Raw genomic sequence first — 14,491 nt, forward strand, 5'->3', positions numbered from 1 at the left:
CGGCAATTACTCGCCAGCGCGGCGTCGCACGGCTGAAGTCCTGGCGGATCTTCCGCAGGTCCCGATACAGCCCGAATCGAATGTCGTCAATCGTCGCCGCCGTCCTCACCCTGGAGCGGCAACGCTGAAAGAGCTCACTGAAGGGCCTGGGTCTGACTTCTTTGCTGTGAATCACGGAGGTCTCGTAGTGAAGTTTTGATGAACGTTGCATGATGGAGCTGCATGGTTCAGCATCCTGTCCCTCTGTGTGCCAAATCCGCGTAATGCGCGGCGCGTCGACCCGGCTGCCGGGCGCAACACACAGGCGACAGCAGCCCGGTGGCGCCAGCACGACAGGCATTCGAATTCGCGTTTCAATTGCGGGTTGCTTCAACCCACTCAACGTTGGGCGGAACACCGGGATACCGTCTCCAGAATCTCCTGGGAGCGCAATTGTGCTGGAGGAAGCGGAGTTTGAACGGACACTCCCTTCTTCCTGTTTGTACAAACGCAGGTGTACGCGGGAATGCATGGCCCATCTGGATGCCTAGTGCTGGTACTACTGATCTTTGATGTCGGGTTTGATGATCTGGATGTGTTCGGTATGCCGGGTGTATGGGGACTCGAACTCGCCAGCTTTTGAGCCGAGTTGAGCTGGAGCGGCGGCGTAAGCAGGCGGCGGATCTGTTCGAACAGGGCATGCGGCAGAGCAGGGTCGCGGAGGTGCTCGGGGTGACGCCGCAGGCGGTCAGCCTGTGGCGTCGTGCTTGGGCGGAGAGCGGCCGGGAGGCGCTGTTGTCCAAGGGGCCCGGCGGCAACTCGTATCTGACTGCCGGGCAGGAGCGGGAGCTGGATGATCTGCTGCGGGCGGGGCCGACGGCGTATGGCTGGGAGGGCCAGAGGTGGACGCTGGCCCGGGTCGGGGTGCTGATCGAGGAGCGGTTCTCGGTCGTGTACGAGATCTCCGGGGTCTGGTGTCTGCTGGACCGCCTCGGCTGGTCGTGGCAGGTGCCGAAGGTGCGGGCCGTGGAGCGTGATGAGGAGGCGATTGCCGCATGGCGTACGGAGACGTGGCCGGCGGCTTCTCATCCGCGCAGGTCACAGCCACTGGCGGATGGGTCTGTTTCGAGGACGAGGCCGGGGCCTGGCTGAACCGCGGATGATCTATGCGGTCAAGCCGTCGGGCGGCTACACGAGGAAGGACTTCCCGCGCTTCCTGGCCCTGCTGCACCGCCGCCTGGGCGGCCCCATCCGCCCATTCTCCCGAGCCCAGGAGAGGCCAAAAAGACAAAGTCACCTAAATATTTCTTCCTTACACTGTCATACACATAGCGAACACTAGCGAGGAATTCATGAATGGATGTGGCAATCTTCTGAAATTATCCCTCGAACATTGGAGAGGGACGGTCAGAAATGACAAGGAGTCAATCGTATCGCGGCGTGACGTCCCTGCGCCACGCTGGGCGATGGAACTCGAATGCCAACTCCCGTCAGTTCCTCGTGCACGAAGCATAATTCGCCAGGTCCTCAAATCCTGGGGATATCCCGAGGCAGTCATTGAGGATGCCGGAATCGTGACCTCCGAACTTGCAACCAATGCATGCCTACACGGTAGGTCTGACGGCTGCGAGCAGTTCGGTATCGGTCTGGCAGCCGTCGAGGACTGCCTGACCATTCTTGTGAGCGACAGCAGCTCCGATATGCCGAGCCGCGAGACTGTCGAAATCAGCGAAGAAAGCGGGCGAGAACTGATGATCGTAGAGGCGCTGGGAGCCTGCTGGGGATCTGTACGACGCCCGGGATCGGGGAAGGTGGTCTGGCGACCAGTCTCGCTCTGCTCCTAGTGCTGGGTTCCTCTTTTGCTGGGTATATGTCCTGGTGGCGGGGCTGTTCGGTTGCTCGGGAGCGGGTGCTGGACGGTGGTGTTACGGGCACGGCCGAGCCGTGACGAGAACGAGCAACGGCTCGTGCTTCGACTGTCGCGAGCCCGCAAAGCGCCGCGCGATCTGGTGGTGCGGGCGCGCATGGTCGAGCTGAGCTGGTCCGGACAGCGGGTGCCGGCCATCGCGGAAGAGTTGAGGTGCAACCCCAAGACGGTCCGCCGCTGGTTGCACCGCTTCAACCGCTCTGGCCTGGACGGACTGGAGGATATGGGCGGTCAGGGCCGCAAACGGCGGATCACCGAGGCGGAACGCTCGATGATCATCGGCTTGGTCAGACAGCCGGCGCCGGGCCGGCTGACCGTGCAGGCAGGCGGCGAACTGGCCGCAGAGGACGAGTCCGGGCCGCCGGAGTGGACCCTTGACGCACTGGCCGCGGAGGCCCAGCGGCGGGGCATCGAGATCGGCCGCAGCCAGGTCCGTCGGATCCTGCTGGCCGAGAGGGTGCGCTGGCGCCGCACCCGGTCCTGGACCCGCTCGAGGGACGCAGACTTCGAGGGAAAAGGACAAGGATCATCGAGCTCTACACCCGCCCGCCCGGCGGCGCGACGGTCGTCTGCGCCGACGAGCTCGGACCGGTGATCCCCCGCACGTTCCCGCCGGCGCCGGGCTGGTCGCCGGACGGCCACCGCATCAAGTCCGAAGTCGACTACAGCCGCGGACCGGAGAAGACCTGGGTCTACGGTGCGCTGCGAGTGCGGGACGGACAGGAAATCACCATGACCGCTTCCTCTCGCAACAGTGCCTTCTACCAGCAGTTTCTTCAGAAGGTCGAGGCAGCCAATCCCGCTGGGGACATCTACGTCGTTACCGACAACCTGTCCTCACACAACAGCCTGTCCACCCGGACTTGGCTGGTGGACCACCCCAGAATCCGGCACGTCTTCATCCCCGTCGGCGCCTGCTGGCTCAACCTTCAGGAAGGCTGGTGGCGCATCTTCCGCAAGGCCGCCCTCGCCGGGCAGTCCTTCGCAGGACCACCCGAGATCGAGCAAGCCACCCGTCTCGCAACAGCCCAGCTCAACACCCGAGCCCAGCCCTGGGTCTGGGGCAGGCCCGCACCGCCAACCCGCCGACTACGGCGCCGATATGCGTACGCCGTTTGAGGAACCCAGCACTAGTATCAGGCTTGGTCATGGTGGCGGAACGGGACGAGGACTCGTCGGTCACGTGATGGTCTCTCCTATGAGGCAAATCCGAGCCCGCTCCAAGTCCTCGGTCACTCTGGGAGACACGGCAGCGTCGTGTTCCGTTACGTCAACTCCCGGGCGCGGCAGGCTGCTGCGGGCCGTCCTCGTCCGGTGAGCACCAACTCGTTACACACGACGACATCGAAGACTTGGCCGACACCCCCGTCGTGCCCGCCAACATCGACAAGTGGAATCTTCGACCGGCTCCTCGCCTCACCCACCGCCAGGACGGTCACTGGCGGCGTCAGGTCGCCCGCGCCTGCGAGAACCTCGCCGCCGACCTCACCCAGGGCCGCTGCCCCAAGCCGACCTGCACCGCCGAGGAGCTCATCCTCCACCTCGCCACCAAGACGCCCCGGGCCGCCTCGAATCCGCCGAGGAAAACAACGACGACCGGCACCTCGTCCGGCCCGAGCACCGCGACGACTACGACTGAGGCGGCTGCTCCGACCTGCCCTTCCAGGACTTTTCCAACTACTCTCAGCGCGTCCGTGTCACTCGTTTGGGCCCTTCGCGGGGTCATGCCGTTCCCGTTAACCAACTACCTCCGTTGCCTACAGCACGTAGACGGCGACGGCTGGGGAGGCCGGGGTGGCACGGAGCCGAGTGGTTCTCGACGACCTACGCGTACAGGTGCTCAGGCGGGCGGGCGGCGGGGTGTCGTACACGATCGTCTGGCCGGACTGCTCGGTCGACGAGGAGGCGGACGGCTACCTGCGGCCGTTCGAGGGATCGGGGACGCAGAAGACGTACGCCTATGCCTTGGTTGATCACTTTCGGTGGGGAGTCCGTGAGGGGCTGACCAGCGAACAAGCGAGGCGACGGGCGGTTCACCACACGCTGCGGGGGAGCGCCGACCATGCCTCGGCTGGCTGCACAGACGTAACCGGCGGGCCCCGAGGGCAGTTGAGTTTGGTGTGAAGAAGAACAACAGCACCATCGAGGGCCCTGACGGCCTTGTCTACACCGCCCGACTGCCACTGTCGAGCGCCACCTTGAACTATCTCGCCGATCTGATGCGCGGCCACTTGAAGAAGATCGGCTCGCGGTGGCGGGCGCTGCCCGCGGGAAAGATCGCGGGCATCGTGCTGGCGGTGCTGCGCTGTGACCAGCGGCCCGGTGACCTGGCCGGCGGCAACCAGATACACCGCACCACCGTGACTCGGTGAGTGAGGGAAGTCGTCGGCCTGCCGGCCACCCGCGCCCCACGCCTGGACCACGTCCTGAAGAAGATCACCCGAAAGGGCGGCGGAGTCGTACTGCTGGACGGCACGGCGATCCGCACCCGGCGCAGGACCGGAAAGGAGAACCGGAAGAACTACTCCGGCAAGCACACGTGCCATGGCCTGCTCGTGATCGCGCTCACCGACGACCGGGGCCGACTGCTCTGGGTCTCGGCGGCCCGGCCCGGACGCACCTCGGAGATCACTGCCTGCCGCCACGACCAGTTCACCGCCAAGCTGCGGGCGGCCGGACTCGGGGCCATCGCAGACCTGGGATTCGTCGGCCTCGACGACAGTGATCCCGACGCCGACCCGGCGGTGATCACCGGCTGCAAGGCCGCCCGGAACCGGCCCCTGACGCGAGGTCAGAAGCTGACCGACAAGGCGCTGGCGGCCGTGAGGGCGCCGATGAGCACGGCTTCGCCCACCTGAAGTACTGACGAATCCTCAGCAAGGTCCGCACCGACCCGACATGGGCGACCGCCCTGGTCAGAGCCCTGCTGGTCCTCACGAACCGCGAAATCTCCCGATGACCGACGATCTTCGCCGAAGTCATCCGCCCACGACCACCACGAGCACCCCGAACCCCACGCACACCAGACCCGTGACCAGCAACTTCACGACGCACCGCTCAGTCGGTGTGGGAGTTCGGGGCCGAATGACGGAGGTAGGGATGCATCGAGTCTGAGTCGGAGACACCACCGAAGCTCCCTATAGTTTGAACATCCACCCCCTGGACGAACATGACCTCAGGTTCCGTACCTTCCACCCACGGCTTATGCCATCCGCGGGGCCGATAGCGGGTGGCCTGCTCGAGCGGCTACAACGAGGCTTCAGCACCCGCCCCGAGGAGCACATCTCTGGCGTATTCTGCCGGTATGGGAGATCTCACGCAGAGCGCCGGGGTATCGCCGACCGAGGCGACCAGCTTCGTGGGTCGGCGCCGTGAGGTGTCCCAGGCCCGTCGGCTCCTGTCGAGAGGGCGGTTGGTGACGCTGACCGGCACAGGCGGGATCGGCAAGACGCGGCTCGCCCTACGTATCGGGGCCAGTATGCGCCGCTCTTTCCGGGACGGGGTATGGACCGTGGACCTGGCCCAGCTCGGCGACGGCAGCCTGATCGCGGAGACGATCGTGGAGACCCTGAGGATCCAGGATGCCTCATCCCGACCTGCACTGGAAGTCCTGCAGGACCACCTGTCCCGGATGCGGCTTCTGCTGATCCTGGACAACTGCGAGCACCTCCTTCAGCACTGTGCGGAGCTGGTCGGACACCTACTGCGGGCGGCACCGGGTCTGCGGATCCTCGCCACCAGCCGGCAGTCGCTGGGCGTAATCGGCGAGACACCATTTGAAGTGTCTGGGCTGCCGGTACCCGAACCGGACAGTTCCCTGACACCGAAGGCGCTCGCGCAGGCCGAGGCAGTGAGCCTGTTCACCGATCGGGCAGCAGCCGCTCTGGCCAGCTTCCAGCTCACCGCGGACACGGCCCGGCCGGTCGCCCGGATCTGCCGCCACTTGGAGGGGATACCGCTGGCGATCGAGCTGGCGGCGACCCGTATGCGGACGCTGACCGCGGAAGAGCTCCTAGAGCGGCTCGAGGACCGCTTTGCCCTGCTTGTGGGCGGCTCGGACACTGGCCTGCCCCGGCACCGGACCCTGCGCGCCACGATCGACTGGAGCCACGACCTGTGCTCGCCTCAGGAACAACTGCTATGGTCCCGCCTGTCCGTGTTCTCCGGTAGCTTCGACTTGGAGGCGGCGGAGGAGGTCTGTTCCTCACCGGGCATTCTCCGGTCGGAGGTCCTCGAACTGATCGCCGGCCTGGTAGACAAGTCCATCCTGCTATCCCTGGGCGAAGGCGGCCCGACCAGGCGCTACCGGCTGCTGGAGACGCTGCGCCAGTACGGGCAGGAGCGACTGGCCGCCAGCGGTACCGAGGACACGCTGCGTGAGCAGCACTGTGACTGGTACCGAAGGCTGGCCGAGCACACCGAAGCCGAGTCCAATGGGCCGGACCAGCAGGGCTGGCTGATGCACATGCACGCCGACCTGGCGAACTGTCGTGCCGCGTTGGAACACAGCCTGAGTCGACCGGGCCAGGCACGGAACGCCCTGGCCATCGCAGCCGACCTGTGGACGTTCTGGCTGGCGGCGGGCGCCTTCACCGAGGCCCGGCACTGGCTCGACCAAGCGCTTGCCCGCGAGACGCAGGACAGCCCGCAGCGTGCAAAAGCACTCTGGGTGCTGGGCTGGTTCATGGCCGAGCAGGGCGACACCGAACAGGCACTCCAGGTGCTGGCACAGGCCCGGAAGTCGGCCGATCGCGCCGGAGACCGCCTGGCGCAAGCGTGGGCGACCACGTGCACCGCCCAGGCCGTGCTGTTCCACGGCGACGTCGCAGGCGCGGTCGGACTGCACTATGACGGCCTTGAGAAGCACCAGGCTCTGAGCGATCCCTTGGGTACCGCGGTCGCGCTCATCGGGCTGACGTACGCCGCGTCCCTTCACGGCGATCCTCGCGCCACCGGGTTCGCAGAACAGCTCTTCGCCCACTCTGAGGAGATCGGCAACCCCTGGGTTCGCTCGTATGCACTCTGGATCACGGGCGAAGAGCTGCGCAGACAGGGCCGTATGTCACAGGCCCTCGGGTTGTTCCGGGAAAGCCTTCGCTTCCAACACAAGTTCGGTGACAGACTGGCCACCGCCTACTGCGTCGAGACCTTGGCATGGGGCGCAGGTAACGAAGGCAACCACGAACGAGCCGCCCAACTGCTCGGTATGGCCCAAAGCCTCTGGCGTTCGGTGGGAGCATCGGTCTCCCGCTACGGGCATCTCCTCCCCCTGCACGAGTGCTGTGCTGCTCAAGCACGCCAAGCACTCGGGGAAGCCGCATACCATGCTGCCTTCGCGCAAGGCGAGGCACTCCCGCTGGAGGCGGCCTACGCCCTCGGCGAGCAGGACGGGTCACCGTCCGAAGACTCTCGCGACCCCCTATCGATCGGCCTGTGGTGAGGATTCATCGCAGCCGACAAAGGGTTGAGGTGCAGAGTGTCTTCTGCTGAGAGCTGGGGTAGTCACCAGGGCGTGGCAGGAGCGGACCGGGCCATAGCTTGTAGCTTGACCACGAGGAGGCGGCACTCGGCAATGGCATCATGAGGCCCGCCCAGAGGCATTGACCCATATGGCACCTTCGCTTTGATATGGACAAGCAGCTTGACCTCCTACTGTCCGTCACCGTGCCCGACGGCGCCGGGCGGCCGACGATGCAGCCCGCACGGCGGGCATCATGAGGGCTATGGACGAGCCCCGCGAACTGACCCAAGAGGTGAGCGACCTCCTCAGCGACGACGATCGCGACGTCATAGGGTACGACGAGTACGAATGGGTCGCGGTGACCGCGCCAGGCACCCGCGAGGGGCGTCATCCCATGCGCTCGTGTGGCTCGTCGCCAGCGAAGTCTTCGAAGTCCATGTTGCGGAGAGCGAGTTTGTGCTGATCTCCACGGCCACGTTGGGCAGCACGCGGAACTGCGTGACGAATTCCTCCTCGTCCTCCTGGAACGGCTCACCGTCCCACTACACGGCCAGCAGCGGATGTCCCGTCCCGTGCATGGTGGTGCTGTCGGCGATGAAGACCGCCCCCGGCAGGCTCGGACCGGCCAGGGCTGCGCGGACGTCTTGGAGCCCCCGCTCGGTAGGGGCGTCGGCGTACCTGGGATCGGAGTTCAGGTGAGGGTCCACCGGATCGTCGTCCACCAACGGTGCCCGCAGTTCCTCGACGATCCGGTCCCAGGCGTCCTCGTCGGTGAAGTCGGTGCGGATCACAAGCGGGTTCTCGTCGTCGTACCCCTCGACCGCCAGAGGCGGCTCTGCCGACTCGGCCGCGGGCGTTGCGGATGATGACTGCGCCGGTGTCAGGACACCGCCGAGCAACGGGCCGCCGAGCTCGGCGGCGCTGGGAACCACCGCGGACGTGCGGAACACCAGCTCGTGACGGCCAAACCCAAACGGGATGTCGTCCAGTGCGGCGGCGATCTCCGCCACTTTACCCCCTTGCGACGGAGCGGGTCGTCCCGCAGTTCGGTCACGAGCCTGCCGTTCTGATGGAGGCTGAACGTCCCCTCGAAGCCGTTTCCCCCCCGCACAGTTGGTGCAGGGCCGCCACCGAAGTCGAGGGCGCCGGTGCCGCCACCGGTAGGGCGGGGTGGTCACTGGCGACGAGAACGTCCGGCCCCACGGCGATCGCCGCCACCACATTCCCCTCATCCGGATGTGCGGCGGCGTCCCGGGCCCGTTGGAGCTGGCGCTACCTGCTCCGTACCATCGAGTCCCGCGTGACACCGGCTCGCTGGAGTACCTCCCGCGGGGTGCTCTCCTTCACCACCGCCACGCAGTAGCCGCGGCCCTCCCCGGCCAGGGCGCGGAACCAAGCGGCCAGGTCGTCGTTCTGCGGCATTGCCGACTCACACACCGGGGCCAGTCGCGTCGAGCGGCCGGCGGACGCCCATACGACGGCCCACTCATCGTCACGGAGCTCCGCCGCGCCGCGCACGGCGACGAGCTTGGCGCCCGGCCCGGCGATCTGTTCCACCACTGCACCGGTCCAGGCCCCGCGAGCGCAGGAACCCGTCGTCGTCGAGCACCAGGATGGTCTCCTGATCGTAGAACCTGTCCCAGCGGGAGGGCCCTCCCCCCCCAGGAAGATCCGCACCACGCGACCGTCGTGGAACAGCACGGTCGACCCGTCGCCGCTGGTCATCGAGGACGTGACGGACGAGGGCGAGCGCATTTTGGTGCGGGCGCGGACGCCTGAGGATCCGGTGCCGTGTCCGGGTTGCGGGGCACCGGCCGGGCGGGTGCACGGCTTTCATCTGCGGACGGTGGCCGATGTGTCGGTGGACGGGCGGCGGGTGGTGGTCCGTGTGCGGGTGCGGCGTCTGGTGTGTCCCACCCGTGGCTGCCGGCACACTTTCCGAGAGCAGGTGCCCGGGGTGCTGGAGCGATGCCAGCGCCGCACTGCACGCCTGACCCGGCAAGTCAAGGCCGTGGTCAAGGAGTTAGCGGGCAGGGCGGGGTCACGTTTGCTGGCGATACTCGCGATGGGACTGTCGCGTCACACTGCCCTGCGCACCCTGTTGCGCATCCCTCTGCCCACCGGGCGGGTGCCCCGCGTGATCGGGGTCGACGACTTCGCCCTGCACCGGCGGCACCGCTATGCCACCGTGGATCGACGCCGAAACCCACAAGCGGATCGACGTACTTGCGACCGCACGGCCGACACCCTGGAGGCGTGGCTGCGCGAGCATCCGGGCGTCGAGATCGTGTGCCGGGACGGCTCCGCAACCTACGCCGAGGCCATCCGCCGTGCGCTGCCCGGTGCGGTGCAGGTTGGTGATCGCTGGTATTTGTGGAAAAACCTGTGCGAAGGGGCGCTGTTCACGCACTTCATCCCTGCGCAGGGTGTGGGAGACCGTCTACATCATCGAGGGCCTGCGCAGATGCACGTGCAGGATCGCGTTCAAGATCTCACGCATGCCCTGGTCGAAGTCCAAGGCCCGGCGGCGGCGCTCGAGCCGCAGGCGCCAAGTGCACACTGTGACGATAAGGCTCGAAACGAGACATATCGTTTCCAACGTTGGCCGAATGCACCCAAAGCGAAGGTAACAACGGCCACGTTCCGCCTCCGCCCAGAGGCCTTGTGGCACGTCGGATACATCCTTGACCCAAATCGGAAACGTACTGGACCCAAACAATGGGGGACGGAGCCATGGCGGGCGTCGTTGGGCGGGGTGGGGTTGCTGAGACTCGGGGTTGGCCTGGGGAGGGTGACAGTTTCGCGGGGGAGAACGGGCCTCGGGTGGAGCGGGAGGACAGGACGTCGGTGGATACCCTCGAGGCGATTGCGGAAGCGATCTCCGCTGCGGGGAGGGCCACGAAGAGTGATGTGGAGAGCATTCTGCGCAATCAGGGTGATGTGATGGATGCTGTCGCGCAGGAGCGGCGGCGGGGCGGACGAAGGGCCTGAGTGTAGGTGGCACTTCAATTCTCGGGGGAAATGGAGAACCTTCTGGTCGTTCTCATTGGGGAGAAGCCCCTGAGGGCGAATGAGGATCTTGGCTACCAGAGTCACGATCCGTATATCACGCTGGCCAGGCAGGTGCGTGGTCTGGCTGACGCCATCGAGGGGTCGGTGGTGTCGATTGGGCATGCTCTTCCCGGGGGTGCGGGTGAGAGTTATGTCCGTGCGATGAAGATGCTGGTCGATGATGGTGGCAAGAATGCGCTGGCGGATTTCGCCGGTCAGTTGGAGGAGATTTCCCGGGGCCGTGTTGAGACTTCGATGCATATCACGGAGTCTAAGTCGCAGATCATGGCTGAGCTTTTCCGGCTGCTTGCGGAATTGGCTGTTCTGGCGGCGATGGCATTTTTCACGGGGGGGTTGTCGTCGGGTCAGTCGGCGTTGGCGATGCTCCGTAGCAGGGTGTTCTTGCTGACGGTGCTCGATACGCTGCTCAGTCGTACGCGTTTGATGCCTTCGTTGTCGGAGGCGTTCGAGGAGGCGTTCCAGACGTTCGCGGTGCGTCTGGCGATGATCGTGGCTGGGCCGAAGGGGCGCCGTCCGGGTGGCTTCGATGTGGGCGACATCTTGAAGTCCGGTGTGATGGGGGGCTTTGCGGGTGCTTTCCATGGTGTTTTCGACGAGGCCTTGAATAATGCCGGCAAGGCGTTGGCCAACTCGTTGGGCGGCGGGTTGAAGAAGGATCTGGCCGGCGATGTCCTGGGCAAAGTGAATCCGGGGACGCGGATCACGGCGAAGGATTTTGTGAATGGGGCCGGTGTGGCTTCGCGCGGCTTCGTCGCTGAAGGTGGTGCGGAGTTTCTTGCTGTCCCGGTGACCAGCGTCCTCTTCGGTGACCGGGTGAAGTTCGATGCGGCGACATTTCTCGGTGCGGGGTTGAGTAATACGAGTGAACTGGGGCTCGAGGCGGGCGTCGTCGCCGCCGGGTCCTCGCTGCGCGACATGGTCTTCACCGGGCCCCCGCTCGATGGCGGGCGGGACGGTGCCGGGTTCTCGCCCGGGGGCGGGGCGGGGCGTCAGCCGGATGGGCTGGTGGTGAGCAGCGGGGATGACACACCTGTCTCGGATAGGCCGGGGTCTGCGCCGGCTGTGGGGGCGGGCGGGGCCCGGTCGTCGGTGGCGGACTCCTTGGCTGAGAGCGCGGGCGGGGATGCGTTGCCTGGCGGGGCCGGGCAGGCGGTGACGGGGGCGGGGACTGCGCGTACCGGCTCCGCAGGGCCGGATGCCGTGGACCAGCAGGCGGGCACGCTGGCGCCGCAGGCGGGCGGCGGGCCAAGCGGGCCCGGTTCGGTGCCGGGTGTCCCAGGCCCGCCCGCGGCGGAGCCGCACGCGCAGACGGACACCGGGGCGGCGGGGGGGCAGGGGCAGCCGGACGCGGTCAGCCGGCCCCCGCTCCCGGATGGGTTCCAGACGGTGGGTGCATCGCATCTGCCGCCCCAGGCGAGCAGCGGGATGGGCGCCGGCCCAGATGCCGAGGACCCCACCTCCTCTGGGCAGGACCGCGATTCCACCGCACCGACTCAGGAGACGGGCGCCGTCTCCCTCACCGGGCGGGACGAACACGCGCCTGCCCCGGCTGCCGCGCCCGCGCAGCAGCCGGGACCCGGCGAGGTGTCAGCTCGGCCGGGCGCGCTCCCGCCGATCGATACGGTGCCACGGCAGGACACGGTGAGCTCCCAGCCCCAGCCCCAGCCCCAGCCCCAGCCCCAGCCCGGGCCCCAGGCCCAGCCCCAGGCCGGGCCCCAGGCCCAGCCCCAGGCCCAGCCCCAGGCCGGGCCCCAGGCCCAGCCCCAGGCCGGGCCCCAGCCCCAGGCCGGGCCCCAGGCCCAGCCTCAACCCCAGGTCCAGGCCCAACCCCAGGCCGGGCCGGTGACGTCGGGCTCGTTGCAAGCCCCTGCGCAGCGGCACCAGGTGCTGGAGTCTTCCGGGCGTTTCACCCCACCAGTTCCTGCACCCGAAGGTTCTAAAGGCTCCACGGGCTCCACGGGCTCCAAGGGCTCTGAGGGTGTGGTCTCGGGGAATATGCCTGGTTCGGTGGACGGGGTGATGGCACGGCTCACCGGCCAGGCCTCCTCTGCCCCGGCCGCCGTTGCCGGGACCGGTCACCTCGAGGTCACCGACTCCGTCACTGACTCGGTCACCGGTGCTGCCATCCCGTCGGTGGCATCCCCGCGCCCGGTCACCGAGTCCGGCGCGGATGCCGGTCTCGGCTCGGCTGCCGGGCGGTTGCCTGACTCCGGGCCCGCCGTCCGCGACCACCCTGTGCACGACCCGCGCGGCGTGGACCCCGATGCCGCACCGTCCGTTCCCGCTCCCCTGCGGATCACGAGTGAGGCCCTCGAGGACTCGCCGCCGGAGCCGGATTCGGAATCCCGGAGCGTGAGAGAGGCGCCCTTCCCCGCCGAGGCATTCGAACGGCGCTGGGGCAAGCTCTCCGACAGTGATCGCCTTGCCTGGTCCGTGGACGAGGCCGAAGACCTCGTCGAACACCAGATCCAAGAGCTGCGCGTCCACGTCCCGATCAGTCTGGACGGGCCCAACAAGCAGAAAGACCTGATCGTCCGTCGTGTCGCCTACCACCTGTACAAGAGCAGCCTTCACGAACCTGGCCCGGAAACCGAAGCCTTCGCAAGGGATCTCCTGCAGGAAGCCTTCAGCGCCCGACCCACTGGCCTGGCGGGCGGAGGCAAGGGGCGAGTATCCGATTGGGATTACGATAGATCTTGGAGACGCGCCCATATAGTGGGTGCCAAGACGTGGGGGGGCTTCGATTGGTCAAACGAAACAGATGAGCGGCTCGTAGCCGCCTACAACGAATTTCGGAGCTACCGGGAATACCGAGAGGGAAACTTCCGCGCTTACGCCAATGTGCCGTTCAAGGAATTGCCGAATCGTCAGGATCAGATCGCGCGGCGGATAGTCTGGCAGCTCCGCTTGTATCCAAACACTCCGCGAGACGTCATAGAAAAACTGTTGAACGGGTGGCAATTCCGGGCAGAAGTGCATGAGTGGGGAGTCCCGATCCCCACAGAAGGCGTTAAGTGGTGGTCTGGGCTGGAGGCCCTGCCTCCTGCCCCCCCGCCGCCCGACCGCCGTGTCCACGGGTTCCCTGAGGCTCCGGGGTCGGTTGCTGGGGGTGGGTCTCCGGGCATCGGTGCCACGCGTAGCCCGCATACCCCGGTCCCCTCGGGGGTGTTCCCGGTGCCAGTCAGTGGTCTTCCTGCGGTGGTCGGCTACGGCTCTCCGAGTGGTGGTCATTACGGCGGGGGCAGTGGTTCTGGACCTCGGGCTCTTGCCGGACCCTCGTTCTCCGGGCGGCTTGATGACGGGGAGGGTTCGCGGCGTTTGAGTAGTGACGGTGTGCGCCCGGCGTCCGTGCGGAGTTGGGTAAACAGCACGGGCCCCTCCTGGGCCCCGCCGGTGGGCGTTGCGCCGAGCACGACAGCGTACGTTTCCCCCTTCGACGCCGGTCGGGGCGCGCGGGGTGACAGCCAATTCCCCAGGTCTTCGAGGCCGTCCCTCGCAGGAACACCTCCCGTTCTTCCCCGTGCGAGCACGCCTTCTCATCCCGCGTCTGCTTTCGGACCGTTCTCGCAGCGGCCTGACGGCACCATGGAGACTGGGCGGCGCGCGAGTCCGGGTGAGTCAAGTGGCGGAAATGTCCGACGCGTGCCGCCCGTGCGGCCTGGAACGCATAGCACGACAGCGGCACGGGCACAGGCCGACCCGGCCCTTGTCCCAAACGTAGAGGAGAGCCCGAACCCATATGAGATAAAGCACCACTCCACTATCGACTTTGTGTGGATGAATACCCCACTGCATTATCGTCAGGATGCAATTCGCGAAGCTTGGACAGTCGCCGTCGAGCCTCCCTCGACTTCTTGGGTGCCATTCTCCCCCCATCTGAACACTCCGTACAATCAGCTCTCAGCCGTTGACAAGGCTCTCCGCCAACTGGCGTTCCATATCGATAGGAACCGGTATAGGGGGGTGACGGATCCGCTGGGGATTCAGGGTTTTGCGATCTCCTTGCTCGGACGTCTGGGTAGGCCGGTGCTCCCGGGATCTCGTGACTGCCC

At 66.7% G+C, this 14,491-nt stretch carries 10 protein-coding genes and 2 pseudogenes; 8 read left to right on the top strand and 4 right to left on the bottom strand.

The features are described from left to right. Positions 1–14: 14 nt before the first annotated feature. The 7 genes and pseudogenes from OG254_RS48630 to OG254_RS48660 all read left to right on the top strand — a co-directional run. Positions 15–128: pseudogene (locus tag OG254_RS48630) on the top strand (IS5/IS1182 family transposase); the annotation flags it as partial. Between the two features lie 490 nt (positions 129–618). Next, positions 619–1,131 (top strand): winged helix-turn-helix domain-containing protein, encoded by a 513-nt coding sequence (locus tag OG254_RS48635; RefSeq protein WP_405594589.1) that lies wholly within the window; start codon positions 619–621, stop codon positions 1,129–1,131. Between the two features lie 314 nt (positions 1,132–1,445). Further along, complete coding sequence (locus tag OG254_RS48640) at positions 1,446–1,823, top strand: ATP-binding protein (protein WP_405594591.1); 378 nt, start codon at positions 1,446–1,448, stop codon at positions 1,821–1,823. A gap of 123 nt (positions 1,824–1,946) precedes the next feature. Further along, positions 1,947–2,501 (top strand): helix-turn-helix domain-containing protein, encoded by a 555-nt coding sequence (locus tag OG254_RS48645; RefSeq protein ID WP_405576380.1) that lies wholly within the window; start codon positions 1,947–1,949, stop codon positions 2,499–2,501. Next, positions 2,435–3,025: an IS630 family transposase gene (locus tag OG254_RS48650; protein WP_405594773.1), complete on the top strand. Its 591-nt coding sequence runs from the start codon at positions 2,435–2,437 to the stop codon at positions 3,023–3,025. Before OG254_RS48645 ends, OG254_RS48650 begins: the two co-directional genes overlap by 67 nt. Positions 3,026–4,026: 1,001 nt before the next feature. Next, positions 4,027–4,865 (top strand): annotated as a pseudogene (locus OG254_RS48655) (transposase family protein). Between the two features lie 345 nt (positions 4,866–5,210). Next, on the top strand, positions 5,211–7,346 hold the full coding sequence (locus OG254_RS48660; protein WP_405594594.1) for an ATP-binding protein: 2,136 nt from the start codon (positions 5,211–5,213) through the stop codon (positions 7,344–7,346). A gap of 563 nt (positions 7,347–7,909) precedes the next feature. On the opposite strand, the gene OG254_RS48665 is transcribed toward OG254_RS48660, so the two are convergent. Both OG254_RS48665 and OG254_RS48670 read right to left on the bottom strand, forming a co-directional pair. Further along, positions 7,910–8,377 (bottom strand): DUF6924 domain-containing protein, encoded by a 468-nt coding sequence (locus tag OG254_RS48665; protein ID WP_405594595.1) that lies wholly within the window; start codon positions 8,375–8,377, stop codon positions 7,910–7,912. A gap of 262 nt (positions 8,378–8,639) precedes the next feature. Beyond that, complete coding sequence (locus OG254_RS48670; RefSeq protein ID WP_405594598.1) at positions 8,640–8,927, bottom strand: hypothetical protein; 288 nt, start codon at positions 8,925–8,927, stop codon at positions 8,640–8,642. A gap of 226 nt (positions 8,928–9,153) precedes the next feature. Between OG254_RS48670 and OG254_RS48675 the strand changes: the two genes are divergently transcribed. Then, positions 9,154–10,311, top strand: coding sequence for an ISL3 family transposase (locus tag OG254_RS48675; protein WP_405595648.1), 1,158 nt, complete (start codon positions 9,154–9,156; stop codon positions 10,309–10,311). Between the two features lie 472 nt (positions 10,312–10,783). Here OG254_RS48675 and OG254_RS48680 read toward each other — a convergent pair whose 3' ends face one another. Continuing rightward, positions 10,784–11,365, bottom strand: a complete 582-nt coding sequence (locus OG254_RS48680) for a hypothetical protein (protein WP_405594601.1) — start codon at positions 11,363–11,365, stop codon at positions 10,784–10,786. A gap of 661 nt (positions 11,366–12,026) precedes the next feature. Beyond that, positions 12,027–12,248: a hypothetical protein gene (locus OG254_RS48685; protein ID WP_405594603.1), complete on the bottom strand. Its 222-nt coding sequence runs from the start codon at positions 12,246–12,248 to the stop codon at positions 12,027–12,029. Positions 12,249–14,491: the final 2,243 nt, after the last annotated feature.

It is taken from the genome of Streptomyces sp. NBC_01092, assembly GCF_045039535.1.
Lineage (GTDB): Bacteria > Actinomycetota > Actinomycetes > Streptomycetales > Streptomycetaceae > Streptomyces.

What these genes read in the sequence shown, in the direction of transcription:
- OG254_RS48660 (WP_405594594.1), top strand. Translation starts at nt 5,211, where the DNA reads ATGGGAGATCTCACGCAGAGCGCCGGGGTATCGCCGACCGAGGCGACC.
- OG254_RS48640 (WP_405594591.1), top strand. Translation starts at nt 1,446, where the DNA reads ATGGAACTCGAATGCCAACTCCCGTCAGTTCCTCGTGCACGAAGCATA.